We start from the raw sequence: 17,837 nt of genomic DNA, 5'->3' as shown, positions 1-17,837 counted from the left end.
TCGGCGGGAACTTTTTTACAATAACTGAAGGGGGATCATCATGAAAAAACTAATTACAATGATTACTCTCTTATCCATTGTCCTGTTCGGCTGCTCAAGTGCCCCGGAACAGCCTGCTGAGGTTAAAGCAGAAGTTCCGGCGGAAAACGAAACGGTGAAAAATTATGCCCCAAACCCTCAAGTTCCAGACGACCGGCAGCTGTGGAAAGAAGGGGAGACTCACATAGATGAAAAAGGTGAAATCACTTTAAAAAAAGCAAAAACTGTGGACGAAAACTATAAGATTGGCCCAATCGAAATGAAAGTAACTGATGCCAAAGAGATGCATCTGAAGCCTGACTACAGTCTGGTTGACTATTTTCACACCTTGACCCATGACGAGGAATTCGACTTTGTTAAGGTTTTTGTGGAAATAAAGAACACCTCTGATCAAAAAGTGAATTTTGCCCCGGCAGCCTTCCTTGAAACAAGCGAAGGTGAGCAAATAACCTGGGAAAGAGATATGTATCTTGATGGGCTTAACGAAGAAATTGGGCCTAACGAAACCAAAGCCGGCAATGTTGGCTTTATCATTGAAAAATCGGAACTGAATAGTATTGAAATAACCACCAGCGACGTGTTTAGTGGTGAGAACAAGATTGAAGATGCTGAAAAGATTAAAATCGAATTTTAAGGGACAAGGCTCCAGAGATGGGGTCTTTTTGGCTGCCGCTGGCATGGAGAATGTAATTGTTGTTGGTTTTGATGCCGCAGTCCTCAGAATTGGGGGCTGTTTTTAGTTTCGCTGATATATCTCAAATTTCGCTGATATTATCTTTTTTTCGCCGATATTGTTAAAATTTTGCTGATAAATTCAAACCCAATCTTTCAAATGGAAGGAAATCATGCCGAAGAGTCGAATTCTTTCTGTAAAATAAATAGAGGAGTGATAAATTGATTGCAAAACCCAGGACAAAACCAATTTCTTTGCTGAAATTGGAGGCATTATTGAAAAGATTGCCGGAAGTTCATCCAAAATACTCTTTGATAAAATCAGATTATGCCAAACAGAAGGCAGGATATTTAGGTGAAAAATTCCTTGAATATCCTTTAAGCTGCCTCCCCGGCAAGGATTATTTAATATTCAATGATTTAAGGCTTTTGAATGGCAAGCATTTCTTTCAAATGGATGTCCTCCTCCTAACCCCTTTTTTTATATCCATTCTCGAAGTGAAAAATATATCAGGTTCTATCTTCTTCAATTCCTTATTTAAACAAATAATCCGTACCATTGAAGGCAAGGAGGAAGGCTTTGCCGACCCGGTGGCACAGGTGAAACGGCAGGCAGAGCATTTAAGGGATTGGCTGGAACGGTATGGTTTCCCCGCACTTCCGATAGTACCCCTGGTTGTTATCGCAAATGAACGCACCGTAATCAAATTGGATCCCCGCGATAAAATAACCCCTAATTTTGTAATCCCCTCTTCGGATATCATCAGCAACATGAGATTCTATGATAAAAAGTTCACATCCCCTTTCCTAACCCCGAGACAGGTCAAGAAATTATATTCCCGTCTGATAGCTGACCATACTCCAGTAGAAATGGATATTTTTCAAAGATATGCACTACAGAAAACTGATTTGATAAAGGGTGTCCAATGTCCAGGCTGTTTATCGTTTCCTATGAACAGGGTTCACGGTAACTGGAAATGTTTAAGATGCAGCCATGTTTCTCAGGATGCACATAATCAAGCATTAAAGGATTATGCTCTGCTGATTAAAACCTCTATAACCAATAAAGAAGCCAGAGATTTTTTATGCAGCATATCCAGTGATACGGCAAAGCGGATTCTTCAGCAAACTTGCAAAGTAAGTGAAGGAAATAATAAAGGTAAACCTTATTTTATTCCTGTTGATAAAGTTTAATTGACAACAATCCTTCCCTATATTAAAGTTAACTACGTTAATAGTTAAACAGTTGAACAGTTAAATAATAGAATAATCACACTGTGAGGTGAATATATAAGTGAGTGTGCCAGACATTAAGGATTTGGTCGACCGGTATATTGCCGTTTCTTTTTCTGTTGAGAAAAAGGCTGCGTCACTCGTGAAAAATCAGATTGGCAGCGATCTGACCAATGATCAGCATTTTACTCTGAGGTACATAAATCAGGCAGGCTCCTGTACTTCGTCAGAGCTTGCGGAAGTGTTTGATGTAAAAAAGAGTGCGATCACAGCCATGATTACGCGCATGTGGGAAAAGGGTCTGATTCAGCGGACACGTGATGAAAATGATCGCAGGGTAGTCTATCTGACACTTACCGAAAAAGGGAATGAGCTGTATGTCAAAGCAGAAGAAAAGATTCATAATCTTGTAGAGTCACTGATAAACAGATTTGATCAGGCTGAAATTCAGCAGTTCATTGAAACCTTTGAAAAATTGGATAAAGTATTATCGCAGCCTAACGGGCAGAAAGACTGCCGCCTCTAGACTCCTGGCAATCGAAGAATATGGCGGAAGACTAACAATCTGCGGGGGAAAAGTATCGGCTTCTCTTTATCAGAAAACAAAGCGGGGGATTAAAAAGTGTATTCAATTATTAAAAGAAAATGGCTTGTCATTGCCGTCTGGATCGCAGTGGCTGCCGGCTTATTTATGGCAGCGCCAAACATGGCTGATCTGGTCCGTGATAAAGGGCAGATTACTGTTCCTGAAGAATATTCATCCACACTTGCCGGGAATATCATGCAAGAGGTGCAGAAACAGGAAGGCGGCGGGGATGAGACCCAGGTCGCACTTGTTTTTCATAATGATCAAAAGCTCACAGGAGAAGAAATCAAAGAAGCGGAGAAAGCTATCCGGACGCTTGAAGACAAAAGTTCAGAAATGGGCATTACTGAAATTCTTACCCATTTTAATGAAGAAAGCTTAAAAGAACAGCTTGTTTCAGAGGATGGCAAGTCGATTCTTGCTTCTGTCAATGTAAGCTGGAACGATCGTGAGCCAGCAGAGCTGAGTGAAGAGCTTTATTCAGCTATTGATGATGCTGAGGTAGATCACTATTATACGAGTGAATGGCTGATTAATGAAGATCTAATGAACAGTTCTCAGGAAGGATTGAAAAAGACGGAAGGGATCACAGTGGTCTTTATTCTGGTCGTTTTGCTGCTCGTATTCCGATCAGTGGTTGCGCCAATTATTCCACTCCTGACAGTGGGATTCACTTATCTTGCTTCACAATCCATTGTGGCATTTTTAGTAGATAAGCTGGATTTTCCGATTTCAAACTATACCCAAATTTTCCTTGTAGCGATTCTGTTTGGGATTGGAACAGACTATTGTATCCTGCTGCTTAGCCGTTTTAAAGAAGAGCTTTCCTATAATGAAAGCACAGCGGACGCCATTGTGGCAACATACCGCAATGCGGGGCGCACAGTATTTTTCAGCGGCCTGGCTGTTATGATTGGCTTTGCTGCCATTGGCTTCTCGCAGTTTATTCTTTACCAGTCAGCAGCAGCTGTGGCCATTGGTGTAGCGATCCTCTTAATTGCTTTATTTACGATTGTGCCATTCTTTATGGCGGTGCTGGGACAGAAAATTTTCTGGCCTTCGAAAAAGAGTGCCGAGCATGGTGAAAGCAAGCTATGGGGTACGGCCGGCCGATTCTCGCTGGCGCGTCCATTCCTGGCATTGCTTATCGTGGCAGCTGTTTGTGTGCCATTCCTGGTGACGTATGACGGAGACCTTTCCTACAACTCCCTTGAGGAAATCGGCGGGGATGTTAATTCCATTAAGGCGTTTAATGCCATAGCTGACAGCTTTGGACCGGGAGAATCCATGCCGACGCAGATCGTCTTGAAAAACGATGAGGAAATGGATTCAGCAGAATATGTAGGCCTGGCAGAAAAAATTAGCCGGGAGGTCGAAAAAGTAGATCTGGTGGATACAGTCCGTTCTGTTACAAGACCAACTGGAGAGCCGATCGAAGACTTCTTTGTTGCTAAACAAGCTGAAACGCTTGAAGAAGGACTTGGGGAAGGAAAAGATGGACTGAACAAAATTTCAGATGGCTTGAATGAAGCAAGCAGCGAACTGTCCAAATCAGAACCTGAGCTGCAGAATGCCACAAAAGGAATCAATGACTTGATTTCCGGCACTAATGAAATCAAGTCGGGTCTTAGTGAAATTCAGACAAACCTGGCAAAAATCGAAGATGGTATTCGTCAGGGGTCTGCAGGTTCAGATCAAATTAAAGAGGGATTGGAAAAGTCCAAGGCCGGTGCCGAAGAGCTTCTCGCTGGATATCAGCAGCTGCTAGTTGGGTATCAGTCAGCAGAAGAGGCCATTCCTTCCTTAATGGCAGGCTATAAAGAAATCCAGACGAACTTAAATCAGTTGTCGGATGGCATCAGACAGGCAAATGAAGCACTGTTTGGCTATGTTGAAACCAAGGACCCCGAGTTGGCCCAAGACCCTCAATACCAAGCAATCAAAGGTCAAGTAGCTGGCCTTCAGCAGCAGCTTCCAAAAGTTTCAGAAGGTATCAATGCTGCTAATCGGGGGTTAACACAGCTGCAAAACGGCTTGGCGGAAGCAAATAAAAACTTCGGAACCGCCATATCCGGTCAAAAGGAATTAGCTTCAGGGCTCCAGCAGCTTATTAAAGGAATCGAAGCCCAGCAGGCAGGACTCAATCAGCTTGCAGACGGCCAGGGACAAATCGTTAATAATTTTCCAAAGCTGACAAATGGTTTAGCCGGAATCAATGGAGGACAGGAACAGCTTCTTGCCGGATTTGGCGATCTTGGCGGACAAATCAATCAGCTGACAGATGGCCTTGGCCAGAGTGCAGATGGGCTTGAGCAGGTATCTGAAGGACTAGGTTCGGCACAGGATTACCTGGCAGGTCTTTCAAACTCGGATAATATGGATGGTTTCTATCTGCCGCCTGAGGTTTTGGAGGATGAAGAATTTGCCCAGGTGTTTGATGTCTATTTGTCTGAGGACCGTAAAGTCATGACAATGGATGTTGTGCTTGAAGCAAATCCTTATTCTAATGAAGCCATTAACCAGGTAGATGAGATTAAGGAAGCTGTGGAAAGAGCGACAAAGGGGACTAAGCTTGAAAATGCGGTTGTCGCAGTAGGCGGGATTACAAGTACCAATGCTGATTTAAGCACAATGTCTGATCAGGATTATTCCCGTACAGTCGTATTGATGCTGCTGGGCATTTCCATCATCCTTGTGTTCCTTTTCAGGTCTATTATCATGCCAATCTATTTAATTGGTTCATTAATTCTGACCTACTATACAAGTATGGCAATGAACGAAGCGATTTTTGTGAATCTGCTTGGATATACAGGCATCAGCTGGGCGGTTCCATTCTTTGCTTTCGTTATTCTCGTTGCACTTGGCGTTGACTACAGCATTTTCTTAATGGATCGATTTAATGAATATCGTGACCTTTCAATCGCAGATGCAATGTTGTTATCCATGAAAAAGATGGGCACTGTTATTATATCAGCTGCTGTAATCCTAGGCGGAACATTCGCTGCAATGATGCCGTCCGGAATGCTGTCGCTATTGCAGATCGCGTCCATCGTTCTGATTGGATTAATGCTTTACGCACTGGTCGTGCTTCCGCTATTTATACCAGTCATGGTCAAAAACTTCGGTCAGGCAAACTGGTGGCCGTTTAAAAGAAGTGCAAATTAATTTAAGCTGAGACTGTCTTTATGGCAGTCTTTTTTTGATGGTTAAATTTAAGAAGAAGCATAAAGCCCCAATTATCAGCATTGGGGCTTTCAGCTAAAACTTATGGATTTGTCGACCACATGCCGGCTGTTTTCACAAACACCCGAGGGTTCAATTTCAGCTGTGCTACCATGAATTCTGCCAGATCTTCCGGCTGCATGACTTTTTCAGGGTTGCCGTCTGTCAGGTTTGTTTCAATCGCAAGGTCAGTGGCAACCGTGCTTGGAGTTAACGCGCTAACTCGGATATTGTGTTTTCTAACCTCAAGCATCAGGGACTCTGTTAAGCCTAAAACGGCAAATTTGGATGCGCTGTATGCACTGGTGACAGGCGCACCTTTCTGGCCTGCTGTGGATGCAATGTTGATAATGTCTCCGGACTTCTGTTCAATCATTTCAGGGAGAACGGCTCTTGTAACATTATAAACACCCATTAAGTTGACTTTGATGATGCTTTCCCACTCAGCGGGAGAAAGCTCCAGGAATCCTCCAAACTTGGCGATTCCGGCATTGTTAATCAGGATATCCACAGAGCCAAGGTCTGACTTAATATGCTCGACTGCATGAGTAACAGCTTCAAGGTCGGCAACATCGGCTGCTGCAGCAGATACATTCACATCGTACTGGCTAAGTTCATCCGCCATTTTTTCCAAATTTTCAATCGTGCGGCCAAGCAAACCAATATGGACGCCTTCTTTTGCGAGCGCGATGGCTGCTGCACGGCCAATTCCTCTGCCTGCTCCCGTGATGAGAGCTGTTTTGCCTTTTAATGTATGCATCGTTTTTCCTCCTCTAAAAAAAATCATTCATATACTACCAGAAAGGAGGTGAATTTCCTAATAAACCGCTTGCGCAGCTGACACGTTTGAGGAAGCTGCAGGCATTATGATAAGATCACTTCATTGAAAGGGGGAGATTTAGTGAAGCTCAGTGTATTGGATCAATCAGTCGTGGCGAAAGGGGATACTGCCGCTGAAACTTTTCGTAAAACAGTCAATCTGGCTCAAATGGCAGAACAGCTTGGCTACACTCGTTTTTGGGTGGCTGAGCATCATAATTCGAATGGAATGGCTGGCTCCTCACCGGAAATTCTTATCTCACATATTGCATCAAGCACCAGCAAAATCAGGGTTGGTTCAGGCGGAGTACTTTTGCCGCAATACAGTCCTTATAAAATTGCCGAAAATTTTAATGTTCTCCAGACATTATTTCCTGGAAGAATCGATTTGGGCGTTGGGAGGTCCCCCGGAGGATCCGCATCCACCCGGCTTGCCCTGACAGATGGCGTAAGGAAAAGTCTGAAAGAATTTCCGAGACAGCTTAGGGATTTGCAGGGGTTTTTGAACAAGGAGCTTCCAGAAGGACATCCTTATCAGCAAGTCAAAGCTTTTCCAGAGGCTGAAGACCCTGCACTATTGTGGCTTCTTGGAATCACACATCGCGGAGCAAGGCTGGCTGCGGAAGTGGGAGCTGCCTTTACGTATGGGCACTTTATCAATCCTGCCAATGGAAAGAGAGCAATGGATACATATTTCAGTCAATTCCAGCCTTCAGCAGCTTTGGCTGAACCGAAAGCAAATGTGTGTATTTTTATTGTATGCGCTGAGACACAGGAAGAGGCTGAAAAGCTGGCATTGAGCCAGGATATGTGGCTTCTGGCAGTTGAAAAAGGGAGGGATACGAGATTAATCCCAAGCACAGAATCTGCTGAAAGTATCCAGCTCACACATGCGGAAAAGAAGAAAATAGCTGAAAACCGCAAAAGAATGCTGGTTGGTACTCCTCGAAAAATAAAAGAGGAATTGCAGCTGCTCAGCGAAATCTACTCAACAGATGAATTTATGATCATCACCAATATTCATGATTTTCAGGGCAAGCTGAATTCATACACAATGCTGGCTGAAGCTTTCGGATTAAGTTGAGAATTTGTAATCCACAAATTGATTTCCCGCTGTTTCAAAATGTGAATAACTAATTCATTGATTTTTTGAATTTTTCAGAAGTATCCACAATTAGAGTTGTTTTTTGCCCGTTTCATCCACACAGCGTGGATAATTCATGGAGACAACAGAGTTATCCACATAGGTAAACATGATGGGGACAAAATGTTATCCCCATTCATGGCCGTCTTTTTATTTATCCACATAAGTGATTGCCTGTCTTCCCATCTGTTCCCATCCGGCAATAAACTTATCCTTTTGGTATTGTGTATTTTTATCCTTAAGCGGATCATTTGCATAGATATGATCTTCATCATAGCCTGTGACTAATACAGCATGCATTCTATAAGTTATTTTGACCGGACCATCTTTTGTTTCCCAGGTTTCCCATTCCGATTCAGGCAATACGTCGTAAGTGCTGGTGATGATCACCCAGACTGGTCTGCCATCATCAAGCTGTTTAATTACTTTATCAAATCCGCTGCCTGTCAGGTCTTCAATTTTACCGGGCAGATAGCCTTCAGCCAGTTCTGCAGCAGGCTCATGGTATACGCCGAGTCCCGGTTCATCCAATGTTTGCATATTGCCAACAAAGCCTTTATGAATATTTCCCCGATAGCCATCTTTTTCGAAAGGAACACGGTTTATTTTGTCCGCTAATTCCATTTTGTCTGTCTCTTTTCCAGCATGATTCAGGAGCATACTGAGACTGGTTACCTCACATCCTCTTTCAAGCTCAGGCAATTGCGAATAATGAGGGGCATCAATTAATACTTTTCCGTCTCTCTGTTCTGAGGATTCGGTTTCACTGTGCTGGCCGGTAATCCAGGATGGTGAAGAACAGCCTGCCAGCAGGATGAATGTGAGTAAAATAGCTCTCTTCAAGATTCACACTCCTTTGTGAAATTTCGCTTGTCAAAATAATTGGTATAAGCCTATTTCCCTATAGTGTGGAGCCTTAATCCTCATTCTGCATCAAAAAAAGCCCGGTTTCCCGGACTTAATTAATTTCGGCTTTCCCGCTGGATACAGAGATGCGGATATCATGTTCTCCTGATCCATGTTTGCCGGAAATATCATTTTTATCGCGCTTTTCATCATCCAATTTAAAATCGCTGCTGATATGGCCGCTGCTTGCTTTGCCTTTTAAGGTGAAGTCTGCATCATCAGGCAAGTCAAGGCGGACAAAGCCTGAACTGGCTTCAACTTTAATAGAGTCAATCAGTTTTCCGATCATTATATCGAGCTGTCCAGATGAGACCCCGGCATCAAGCTTGCCCTGGTAGTTGCGGAGCTTCACTTTGCCTGAACTCATATCTATTTCGCCTGAACGGGCAAATAAGTGGTCTGCATCCATCATTCCCGAAGAGCCTTCATGTTCAAATTCATTCGTCTTAATATTGGCTAGGCTGACTTTTCCCGAGCTCATATTAACATCCAGGCTCTCAAGCTCGAAAGGCTTGCTCTCAGATTCACCGGCGAAATTCAAACGGCCGGAACCGATGTCAATGGACATGGATTTATTGAAATCTTCAGGAATATAAATTTTCAGATTGCTTTTGCTGTTGAAAAACTGAAAGCCGTCCAGCCACTTTCTTTTATATTCTACACGAATTTCGTTTCCAGACTTATTTACGGTCACTTTGCCTTTACCGTCAAGCTCCGCTCTAACATCATTTCTCTTTTCAGGAATAATGACTGTATCTGAGCTTGATACATCTATATTGATAGTATTTGTCCTCTTGCTGAGAGAAGCTTCAATATTGCTTCCTCCAAAGCTGAGCCAGCTGCCCACGCCGGTAAAGAGCAAATAGGAACAGACTAAAATGATAAAAATGGTGAAGATCCTTTTCACTATGAATCCCTGCTTTCCCTCAATAATTTCTTAATTATATTTTATGCTAATCTCCATTCATGCACATTGAGCCCCAGGTTTAATTTCAGCTAAGACCTGAGTCTTACGGAATATAATATATAGCTTATTGTCCGGCGAAAGATGTGCAAACTTGAATATATACACTGTAGCAGATGTTGTAGAGAGGAGCTCTGTCTATAGTAACTCTCTAAAAAGAATTCTCTTTTCACTGCTAATATCTTATTATAAAAGGAAAAAACAGGAGAATCTATGAAAATCATAAGTGTTATTGGAAATGTCGGCAAGCCTGAGGTATGCGATAAAAAGCTGACTGCTGCTGAGGTGAATAGGATTAAATCGCATATAAAGATTGTTCCGATCTCAATAGATCACGAAACTGCTGCAAAAGAATTAATTTTGAATGGATTCCTGGAACGCTTCGGGTTTATTGACCATTCGTTAAATCCTGATTTGAACAGCCTTACAGAAACATACAGCGCTGAAGGTGCTCTTTTTCTGGCTGGTTTAATTGATAATGAACTGGTGTGTACGGGTGCAATTACCAATGAAGGCAATGGGTTGTGCAGGCTGCAGCGAATGTCTGTAAAAAAGGAATTCCGGGGTCAGGGCATTGCCCGAATGATGGTACGGAAACTGGAGGATCATGCTAAAGCAGCCGGTTACATAAAAGTTGTCCTGGAAACAAATATTGCCTGGGATAGTGCGGTAAACCTCTATAAAAGCTGCGGTTATAAGGAATTTAAAATGGAAGCTGGGATGATCCATCTATCTAAAGAAATTTAGCGGATTTGCCTAAGGGCAAGTCCGATTTTTTTTTAGAAAAAGCATGCATATGAAGTGTGATGTAACATAATATATGATATGATATATTTATGTTACATTAAAAAACGATAAATACAGTGGAAGCGGCAAAAGTTAATCTTATATTGGAAACAAAGCCAGCGACTCACTGTCACTTCTTTCTAATAGAAGCTCTGCACCATGCTAAGTTTCGCAATGAGCTGCTGTCATCATCTCTCCTGGCATTATCCTGTTGCAATAAAAAGAAAACCTCAATAATGATAGAACATTTTTTTTTAACCTATATCCTTTGATTAAATCTGAATAAAGAAGGTGATCGTATTGGCTGAATTTATTTGGCACACAGATGCACTTATCCTGCTGGCTGCTATTCTTTTTATTATTGGTGTTATGACAACTAAATTTTCTGCACGGCTTGGCGTTCCCGCTCTTGTTCTGTTTATCGCGGTCGGAATGGGATTGGGGCAATTCATTTATTTTGATAATGCGAGAATTGCGCAGATGATTGGGGTTTTGGCCTTTATCATTATTTTGTTTGAAGGTGGACTGCAGACGAACTGGAAAACAGCCCGGACGGTCATTGTACCCTCCTTATCATTGGCAACCTTAGGTGTTGTTATTACTACCGGACTTGTTGCTGTGGCTGCAAAGTTTATTCTCGGTGTTGATTGGCCTGTCGCGGTGCTATTTGGTGCGATTGTCGGTTCAACTGATGCCGCTGCCGTTTTTGCTGTATTAAAAGGGCAAAATATAAAGCCCAGGATTTCCGCCACACTTGAAGCCGAGTCCGGCTCCAATGATCCCATGGCAGTGTTCCTGACAGTTGCCATGATTGAGCTGATCATGACTCCCGGCTCGGGCATTTTCTCACTTGTTGGTTCCTTCTTTATCCAAATGGGAGTAGGAGCAATAGCGGGTCTCTTGTTTGGCAAGTTCGCAATATGGTCATTGAATAAAATTAACTTGGATTCAAGCGGGCTTTATCCTGTGTTTGCAACTGGTTTTGCCATGCTGACATATGGAATAACAGCTTATCTGGGAGGCAGCGGCCTTCTTGCTGTATATGTGGCAGGTATTATGATTGGGAACGCAGACATTGCTTATCGCCACTCTGTTTTCCGTTTTACGGAAGGCTTTGCCTGGATGATGCAAATTGCGATGTTCGTTATTTTAGGACTTCTGGTCTTTCCGAATGAACTTTTCCAATCTGACATTTTGCTAAAAGGCCTGGCTCTTTCAGCACTTCTCATATTTGTTGCCAGACCTGCTGCTGTTTTTCTAACCACCATTAAAATGGGCTTTTCGATGAAAGAATTGATCTTCTTATCTTGGGCAGGATTAAAAGGGGCTGTGCCAATCGTGCTTGCCACTTTTCCGCTGCTATCCGGCGTGGAAGGCAGTCACGAGATTTTCAATGTTGTCTTTTTCGTTGTACTGACCAGCGCTCTTATTCAAGGATCAACAATTACATTGTTAGCTGAAAAGCTTGGTCTGACTGGGCCTGAAAAGGTTACTCCCATGCATTCCCTGGAATTGGTCTCCCTTGGGAAAGCAGATGCTGAAATGATTGAATTTGAAATTGAAGAAGATGCATTCATTATCGGTCAAAATCTGATGGAGATTCCATTTCCTGAAGGCGCACTCGTCAATGCAATTATTCGTAAAGACGAGTTAATTACTCCAACAGGCAACACTCAAATTGAGCAGGGAGATTTTCTTTACATTCTTACTAAGAGGAAATATAAAAGAGAGCTAAAGCTGCTGCTGAAAAAGAAAAAACCAGCTGAAACTCTGGTTAAAGCAGAGGCGTAGTCAAATAGGGAACCAGTGTGGAGAGGATCTGCACTGGATTTTTGCATTTTTTGCGGATAAAGAAGTTAAATCGCGGGTAAAATCAAAATTTCGCTGTTATCTTCAATTTTTCGCGGAAAAATTTTTTGTGCAGCTGCGAAATGTCTAAACTATTAGACATCCTGACATCTGAAATGCTACCATAAGATCAGTTTCGGCCCAAAAGGTGGCAGGATCAAAAATAAAATAAAGGAAATACGAAAAAAGCTGGGAATAACTCAGAAAAGGCCCGCTCAAGAATGCAGTGTGGCCATGCAGACAATTAACTGCATAGAAATAACAAATACAATCCCACATTGGAGCTTGCTAAAATATCTAAAAACACTAAATGTAAAGGTAGATGAATTGTTTATTTATGAGTAAATTTAATGCTGATACAATCATTACGATGAAGGATATTGTACGTGAGGGTGATCCAGTCCTGCGTGAAGTAACAAAAGAAGTCACAGTGCCTTTGACTGAAGAAGATCGCGGAACGCTGATTGCGATGATGCAGTATTTGAAAAACAGCCAGGACCCTGCTGTTGCAAAGAAATATGGTTTGCGTCCGGGCATTGGGCTATCCGCCAACCAAATTGGCCTGAACAAGCGCATGTTTACTGCTTATTTTACCAATGAAAAAGGTGAGCCACAGGAGCATTATGTAATTAACCCGAAAATTATCAGCCACTCTGTCGGTGTTATTTTTCTTCCAGAGGGTGAAGGCTGCCTGTCTGTAGACCGTGACGTAAAAGGGTATGTGCCCCGTTATGAGCGCATTAAGGTAAAAGCACATAATCTTGATGGCGAGGAAGTGACACTCCGTTTTAAGGGGATTCCGTCAATCATCATGCAGCATGAAATCGACCACCTGAACGGAATAATGTTTTATGATCGAATTGATAAAAACGACCCGTTTAAAATACCGGATAACTCAGTTATGGAGAACTTTTAGAAGCATAGGCCATGGGTTTATGCTTTTTGTTTTATTTTATGAAAACAGAAAGCGGTAAATATTTAATAACAACTTATAACAAACTATAACAAAAGGAGGATTAGGTAAATGAATGATAATACTGCTGAAACGAATATCAGGCTTAATGAAAAGCTGGAGGATCTGACTGTGCACTCCCAAATTAGCAGCAAGACAGAAACAGAGGATGCAAATCTAAAATTGCAAGAAGCTATGAATAATCGCAATGAGAAACAAAACATGGCTCCAACCTATCTGTATAACAACACGCCAGCGATTAAAATTTCAGGTGATGACGAATAGAAACCGGCTTCGAACAGGAAGCCGGTTTTCTCTTAATCCAAATCAGTCTTATCCTTTTGATCTTTATTCCTCTTATTGCCTTTGCTGTTATCACCGCTGATCGGGGATTGATTCCCTCTTGGTGAATTTTGATTATTGCTGCCTTTATTGAACTTCTTTGTCATGATGATTCTCCTTTCTTTGATTGCTACCTTATTTTTTCTAAATCACTCCTTTTTTATCCGGAGCGGCCTTCATCTTTCCTTTTTAAAAGGCATATACATTTAAAAGGATTATGATGGGGGGATATTTAATGAATGAAATAGGATTGACGCCATGGGAGGAGCATGCCTTTTGGCTGGAGATTCTTGAAGACCATGCGATTTTTGTCCGGGACTATCTTTCTCCAACAGAAAGCAAGTATGTAAAAAGAGCGGATGAATACAGACAAGCCTTCCGTAACCTTAGAAATAGGCTTAATCAGTTATCTCCGTCTATACAGGCATCCTCTCAGGAGGCAATTGCCATGGCCCTGGAGATATGGCCAATTGCAAACGGCTATTTTCAATATGAGGGAAAGCTTCAGAATCTGAGAATCAATAATTTAATCAATCTAAATCTTTCACCAACTTATTTTAACGGCACATTAAGTGAAAATCAGGAATATTTGCGTCTGCTGTCCTATTATGCAAAAGGACTCACACCGCCACAGCAATCCCTTTTTGAATTGCTGGATTTGTGGCTGGAGGATCAGCTGGGACACATCGTTCTTCTGAGAAATTCAATCGATCCAATTGAGGTATTTGTAGATGAACAGGCAGAAATTTATACCCGGATTTTTCAGGGTTTTATGGTGCAGAACAGACATATGAAAGGATATCTCCGGTTTACGCAGCCAGGGTTTCCGCGACAGCAGGAAATGGCCCGGGATGTAGGGCTTGCTGTGATTGAAATGAATGAATACATTAAGGGAATAGTCCAGAAATACTCCGGCAAAAGGATTCTCAATAAAACAACCCTGAGATTTCTCGAACATCATTTCCCTGAAGCCTGCTATTTAATTAAAAAGCTCAGCTTCTATGCTCCTGAACTGGCGGAAGAGGCTTCTAAATGCTCATTGAAAAAACCATCTTATTCTTAGTTTCCTAAAGCCTTCTTTTAGAAAGAGGGTTTTTTTCTTTGGCCTCCTATAAACTAAGCACTTTAGGAAAAGATAAAATAAAATCATTTCTTAAACAGGAGGCAAACAGATGAAAAAGACTGTTTTTAGTGCTGTTCTAATCTGTTTCGTTTTAATCATTTCAGGGTGCGGAACGAATAAAGCAAACCCGGACAATCAGGATCAGCCTGCATCAGAAGAGCAGGGGCAGGATTTATGGGCAAAAGTGCAGGATGAGGGAAAGCTGTTAATAGGAACGGAAGGCACTTATCCGCCATTCACGTTCCATGACGATAAAGGCGAACTTACCGGTTTTGATGTGGACATCTCAAAGGAAGTGGCCAAAAGGCTTGGTGTGAAGCCGGAATTTCTGGAAACACAATGGGATGCCATGTTCGCCGGATTGGATTCAAAACGATTTGATATGATCGCAAACCAGGTGGGGATTCGCCCTGATCGCCAGGAGAAATACGATTTTTCGGATCCTTATATTTCTTCTGCAGCTGTTTTGATTACACATGAATCCAATGATTCAGTTTCAAGTTTTGAAGACATAGAGGGTTTGAAAGCCGCACAGTCTATGACAAGCAATTATGCTGATCTGGCAAAGTCTTATGGAGCAGAAATTGTAGGAGTAGACGGATTTAACCAGGCGATTGAGCTGATTAATTCAAAGCGTGCAGATGTTACACTCAACGATAATTTGTCTTTTTTGGATTTTAAAAAACATAAGCCTGACGCTCCAGTCAAAATCGCAGATGAATCCGAAGATGCATCCCAAAGCGGACTAATGTTCAGAAAGGGAAGCGATACATTGGTTAATGAAGTCAATAAAGCATTGACCGAAATGATAGAGGATGGCACTTACTTGAAAATTTCAGAAAAATGGTTTGGCGAAGATGTACTTAAGTAGTATTTTTACCAACCCGGAAAGGATCGAAAGACTTATAGAGATTGGCAAGAATTCATTCCAGCCATTGCTGGAGGGTGCCATTATTTATACCATCCCATTAACTCTGATTTCATTTATATGCGGGCTGGCATTGGCAATATTTACGGCACTTGCCCGTATTTCAGGAAATAAGGCACTGGAGACAATAGCCAGAATTTATGTATCAGCCATAAGGGGCACGCCGCTTCTTGTGCAGCTGTTCATCATTTTTTACGGGCTTCCGACGGTTGGTGTCATTATAGATCCTTTCCCTTCAGCGATCATAGGATTTTCGCTGAATGCAGGGGCGTATGCCTCTGAAATTATCCGGGCTGCCATCCTTTCAATCCCAAAAGGACAATGGGAAGCGGGATATTCCATAGGCATGTCTTATTCGCAGACGCTTAAGAGGATTATCCTTCCGCAGGCTTCCAGAGTATCGATACCGCCGTTATCCAACTCATTCATCAGTCTTGTAAAAGATACATCTCTGGCTTCCATGATTCTGGTTACAGAGATGTTCCGAAGAGCACAGGAAATAGCCGCAACGAATTATGAATTTTTGCTTCTATATACGCAGGCTGCCTTCATATATTGGGTGATTTGCTTTATGCTCTCAATCGTGCAGGGAAGGCTTGAACGCCGTCTGGACCGATATATTTCTTCATGAAAAGAGGCAGGGCTATTAATGATTAATATTAAGGATTTGCATAAGCAATTTGATCAGCTGAAAGTACTGAAAGGAATTAATTTGGAAGTGAAGAAAGGAAAAGTGGTTGTCGTGATTGGGCCATCCGGCTCCGGAAAAACGACCTTGCTGCGGTGCTTAAATTTACTGGAGCAGCCTACTTCAGGCCTGCTTGCTATTGGCGATCAAGTCCTCGACTTTTCTAAGCAGGTCTTGAAAAGGCAAATACCTCCTTTCAGGCGCCTTACGGGAATGGTTTTTCAGAACTATAACTTATTTCCGCATATGACTGCACTCGAAAATGTCATGGAGGGGCCGGTTACAGTGAAAGGCGAATCAAAAGAAATGGCAAAGGAAAAGGGGGAAATGCTTTTAAGAAAAGTTGGTTTAGCGGATAAAACTGCCTATTATCCTTTTCAGCTTTCAGGAGGCCAGCAGCAGCGGGTAGGGATTGCACGGGCTCTTGCAATGGAGCCAAAGGTTATGCTATTTGATGAGCCTACATCGGCACTGGACCCTGAACTAGTTGGGGAAGTGCTGAAGGTAATGAAGGATCTGGCCGCTGAAGGAATGACAATGGTGGTCGTTACTCATGAGATGAGATTTGCGAGGGAAGCAGCAGATGAAGTCATTTTCATGGACGGCGGTATTGTTGTGGAACGCGGCAGACCTGAACTGATATTCTCCAGTCCGAAAGAAGTGCGCACCAGCCAGTTCCTGAATTTAATTCAATAAACAGGCCTCTGCAGAAAGGCAGGGGTCAATTTTATAAAAAAAAAATGCTTCCTTAACAGGAAGCGGAAAAAAGGGGGATTTACACTTGTAGGATTAGTATGTCCAGGCAGAGAAGTTCTTATTCATATTTTCTAAAAATAATTAATTGATTTAAACATATTCAAGGGTGCACTTTTGCCGCGGGGTTTTTTCCATGGTATTCGTGCTATACTGAAAATAGAATCCGGTGGGAGAGGTGTTAAAATGAAGGAAAATATTTTAATTTGTGTAAGCAATCCCAATCATGCGGAAAGACTGGCCCAGAGAGGAAAAAAACTGAAGGAAGCTTTTCAGGGAGAGGGCTATATACTCTCAGTAGAAAACCGGAAACAGGAAGAGTTTAATTTTAACGAGCTTCAGACAAAATACTTGTTCGAAAGTTTAGCAGAGCAATACGGGCTGAAGATGCTCTCCAAGTATGCTGGAGGCAAAAAAACAGCCAAGGTGATTGCTGATGTGGTTCAGGAGTATAAAATTACCCAGATTATTCTTGGACAGGCTGTTCAAACCAAGCTTGAGCGGATGGTAAAGCCTTCCCTGGTCAATGAATTATTCCAGCTGCTTGATGGGGTGGATATTCATGTCGCAGAAGTTTCCAGAAAGGTCCATGATCCTTCCGATGATACAGATAAAGGGCTGCCGGCCCAGATCGTCAAAAAAGGCTCGGATTATCATCTAATCATTGGAGAAAGCCGCGAGAATGGAATAAAGGGCATCTTCTATAAAGAATTATCGTCAGACTTCTCAAATGGTTTTTTTGTTATAGAAAGGGAAAATAACCATGAAGTGCTGCGAATTCACCATGGTGTTGTCGATAGTAATATATTAGAAGATAAATAAAAAAGAGCCG

General features: G+C 42.2%; 18 protein-coding genes. 14 read left to right on the top strand and 4 right to left on the bottom strand.

What is annotated here, in order from left to right:
• Positions 1-40 precede the first annotated feature (40 nt).
• The 4 genes from AC3WTL_RS16400 (at position 41) to AC3WTL_RS16385 (ending at position 5,695) form a co-directional block, all read left to right on the top strand.
• Positions 41-673, top strand: coding sequence for a DUF4352 domain-containing protein (locus AC3WTL_RS16400; protein ID WP_252219754.1), 633 nt, complete (start codon positions 41-43; stop codon positions 671-673).
• Positions 674-987: 314 nt separating this feature from the next.
• Positions 988-1,905: a nuclease-related domain-containing protein gene (locus AC3WTL_RS16395; protein ID WP_492369750.1), complete on the top strand. Its 918-nt coding sequence runs from the start codon at positions 988-990 to the stop codon at positions 1,903-1,905.
• 100 nt (positions 1,906-2,005) lie between these two features.
• Positions 2,006-2,470, top strand: coding sequence for a MarR family winged helix-turn-helix transcriptional regulator (locus AC3WTL_RS16390; protein ID WP_252219748.1), 465 nt, complete (start codon positions 2,006-2,008; stop codon positions 2,468-2,470).
• 96 nt (positions 2,471-2,566) lie between these two features.
• Complete coding sequence (locus AC3WTL_RS16385; protein WP_252219745.1) at positions 2,567-5,695, top strand: MMPL family transporter; 3,129 nt, start codon at positions 2,567-2,569, stop codon at positions 5,693-5,695.
• 100 nt (positions 5,696-5,795) lie between these two features.
• Here the strand turns inward: AC3WTL_RS16385 and AC3WTL_RS16380 are convergent, their stop codons facing one another.
• Complete coding sequence (locus AC3WTL_RS16380) at positions 5,796-6,512, bottom strand: 3-ketoacyl-ACP reductase (RefSeq protein WP_048008430.1); 717 nt, start codon at positions 6,510-6,512, stop codon at positions 5,796-5,798.
• Positions 6,513-6,653: 141 nt separating this feature from the next.
• Here AC3WTL_RS16380 and AC3WTL_RS16375 point away from each other — a divergent pair, with 141 nt between their 5' ends.
• On the top strand, positions 6,654-7,655 hold the full coding sequence (locus AC3WTL_RS16375) for an LLM class flavin-dependent oxidoreductase (RefSeq protein WP_252219742.1): 1,002 nt from the start codon (positions 6,654-6,656) through the stop codon (positions 7,653-7,655).
• Positions 7,656-7,865: 210 nt separating this feature from the next.
• Here the strand turns inward: AC3WTL_RS16375 and AC3WTL_RS16370 are convergent, their stop codons facing one another.
• Together AC3WTL_RS16370 and liaG are read right to left on the bottom strand one after the other, a co-directional pair.
• The gene (locus AC3WTL_RS16370; protein WP_252219739.1) at positions 7,866-8,558 is read right to left on the bottom strand and encodes a C39 family peptidase; all 693 of its coding nucleotides are present in this window, start codon (positions 8,556-8,558) and stop codon (positions 7,866-7,868) included.
• 115 nt (positions 8,559-8,673) lie between these two features.
• On the bottom strand, positions 8,674-9,528 hold the full coding sequence (gene liaG, locus AC3WTL_RS16365) for a LiaG family protein (protein ID WP_252219736.1): 855 nt from the start codon (positions 9,526-9,528) through the stop codon (positions 8,674-8,676).
• Positions 9,529-9,798: 270 nt separating this feature from the next.
• On the opposite strand from liaG, the gene AC3WTL_RS16360 reads away from it, so the two are divergent.
• From AC3WTL_RS16360 to AC3WTL_RS16345, 4 genes are all read left to right on the top strand, one after another.
• Positions 9,799-10,332: a GNAT family N-acetyltransferase gene (locus AC3WTL_RS16360; RefSeq protein WP_492369749.1), complete on the top strand. Its 534-nt coding sequence runs from the start codon at positions 9,799-9,801 to the stop codon at positions 10,330-10,332.
• A 339-nt stretch (positions 10,333-10,671) separates the two neighbouring features.
• A complete protein-coding gene (locus AC3WTL_RS16355) occupies positions 10,672-12,162 on the top strand; it encodes a potassium/proton antiporter (protein ID WP_048008434.1) in 1,491 nt (496 codons plus the stop codon).
• A gap of 394 nt (positions 12,163-12,556) precedes the next feature.
• Positions 12,557-13,135, top strand: a complete 579-nt coding sequence (gene def / locus AC3WTL_RS16350) for a peptide deformylase (protein ID WP_248349511.1) — start codon at positions 12,557-12,559, stop codon at positions 13,133-13,135.
• Between the two features lie 108 nt (positions 13,136-13,243).
• A complete protein-coding gene (locus tag AC3WTL_RS16345; RefSeq protein WP_222499058.1) occupies positions 13,244-13,456 on the top strand; it encodes a hypothetical protein in 213 nt (70 codons plus the stop codon).
• Positions 13,457-13,488: 32 nt separating this feature from the next.
• On the opposite strand, the gene AC3WTL_RS16340 is transcribed toward AC3WTL_RS16345, so the two are convergent.
• A complete protein-coding gene (locus AC3WTL_RS16340) occupies positions 13,489-13,620 on the bottom strand; it encodes a hypothetical protein (protein WP_258751946.1) in 132 nt (43 codons plus the stop codon).
• A gap of 128 nt (positions 13,621-13,748) precedes the next feature.
• Here AC3WTL_RS16340 and AC3WTL_RS16335 point away from each other — a divergent pair, with 128 nt between their 5' ends.
• The 5 genes from AC3WTL_RS16335 to AC3WTL_RS16315 all read left to right on the top strand — a co-directional run bounded on the left by AC3WTL_RS16335 (position 13,749) and on the right by AC3WTL_RS16315 (position 17,827).
• The gene (locus AC3WTL_RS16335) at positions 13,749-14,576 is read left to right on the top strand and encodes a DUF2935 domain-containing protein (RefSeq protein ID WP_248349510.1); all 828 of its coding nucleotides are present in this window, start codon (positions 13,749-13,751) and stop codon (positions 14,574-14,576) included.
• Positions 14,577-14,685: 109 nt separating this feature from the next.
• The gene (locus AC3WTL_RS16330; RefSeq protein ID WP_252219730.1) at positions 14,686-15,507 is read left to right on the top strand and encodes an amino acid ABC transporter substrate-binding protein; all 822 of its coding nucleotides are present in this window, start codon (positions 14,686-14,688) and stop codon (positions 15,505-15,507) included.
• Positions 15,494-16,195, top strand: coding sequence for an amino acid ABC transporter permease (locus AC3WTL_RS16325; RefSeq protein WP_252219727.1), 702 nt, complete (start codon positions 15,494-15,496; stop codon positions 16,193-16,195). The genes AC3WTL_RS16330 and AC3WTL_RS16325 overlap by 14 nt, the downstream gene beginning before the upstream one ends.
• Positions 16,196-16,213: 18 nt before the next feature.
• Positions 16,214-16,948, top strand: a complete 735-nt coding sequence (locus tag AC3WTL_RS16320; protein ID WP_048008440.1) for an amino acid ABC transporter ATP-binding protein — start codon at positions 16,214-16,216, stop codon at positions 16,946-16,948.
• Between the two features lie 243 nt (positions 16,949-17,191).
• Positions 17,192-17,827, top strand: coding sequence for an adenine nucleotide alpha hydrolase family protein (locus tag AC3WTL_RS16315; protein ID WP_492369748.1), 636 nt, complete (start codon positions 17,192-17,194; stop codon positions 17,825-17,827).
• Positions 17,828-17,837: the final 10 nt, after the last annotated feature.

It is taken from the genome of Cytobacillus sp. EB106-05-05-XG126 (assembly GCF_058791715.1).
The sequence above is the reverse complement of the archived record's forward strand: the minus strand, read 5'-3'. Positions and strand labels throughout refer to the sequence as shown.

Coding starts and splice junctions, on each gene's coding strand:
- AC3WTL_RS16360 (WP_492369749.1), top strand. CDS start 9,799: ATGAAAATCATAAGTGTTATTGGAAATGTCGGCAAGCCTGAGGTATGC.
- AC3WTL_RS16330 (WP_252219730.1), top strand. CDS start 14,686: ATGAAAAAGACTGTTTTTAGTGCTGTTCTAATCTGTTTCGTTTTAATC.
- AC3WTL_RS16340 (WP_258751946.1), bottom strand. CDS start 13,620: ATGACAAAGAAGTTCAATAAAGGCAGCAATAATCAAAATTCACCAAGA.
- AC3WTL_RS16335 (WP_248349510.1), top strand. CDS start 13,749: ATGAATGAAATAGGATTGACGCCATGGGAGGAGCATGCCTTTTGGCTG.
- AC3WTL_RS16320 (WP_048008440.1), top strand. CDS start 16,214: ATGATTAATATTAAGGATTTGCATAAGCAATTTGATCAGCTGAAAGTA.
- def (WP_248349511.1), top strand. CDS start 12,557: ATGAGTAAATTTAATGCTGATACAATCATTACGATGAAGGATATTGTA.
- AC3WTL_RS16345 (WP_222499058.1), top strand. CDS start 13,244: ATGAATGATAATACTGCTGAAACGAATATCAGGCTTAATGAAAAGCTG.
- AC3WTL_RS16400 (WP_252219754.1), top strand. CDS start 41: ATGAAAAAACTAATTACAATGATTACTCTCTTATCCATTGTCCTGTTC.
- AC3WTL_RS16380 (WP_048008430.1), bottom strand. CDS start 6,512: ATGCATACATTAAAAGGCAAAACAGCTCTCATCACGGGAGCAGGCAGA.
- AC3WTL_RS16315 (WP_492369748.1), top strand. CDS start 17,192: ATGAAGGAAAATATTTTAATTTGTGTAAGCAATCCCAATCATGCGGAA.
- AC3WTL_RS16325 (WP_252219727.1), top strand. CDS start 15,494: ATGTACTTAAGTAGTATTTTTACCAACCCGGAAAGGATCGAAAGACTT.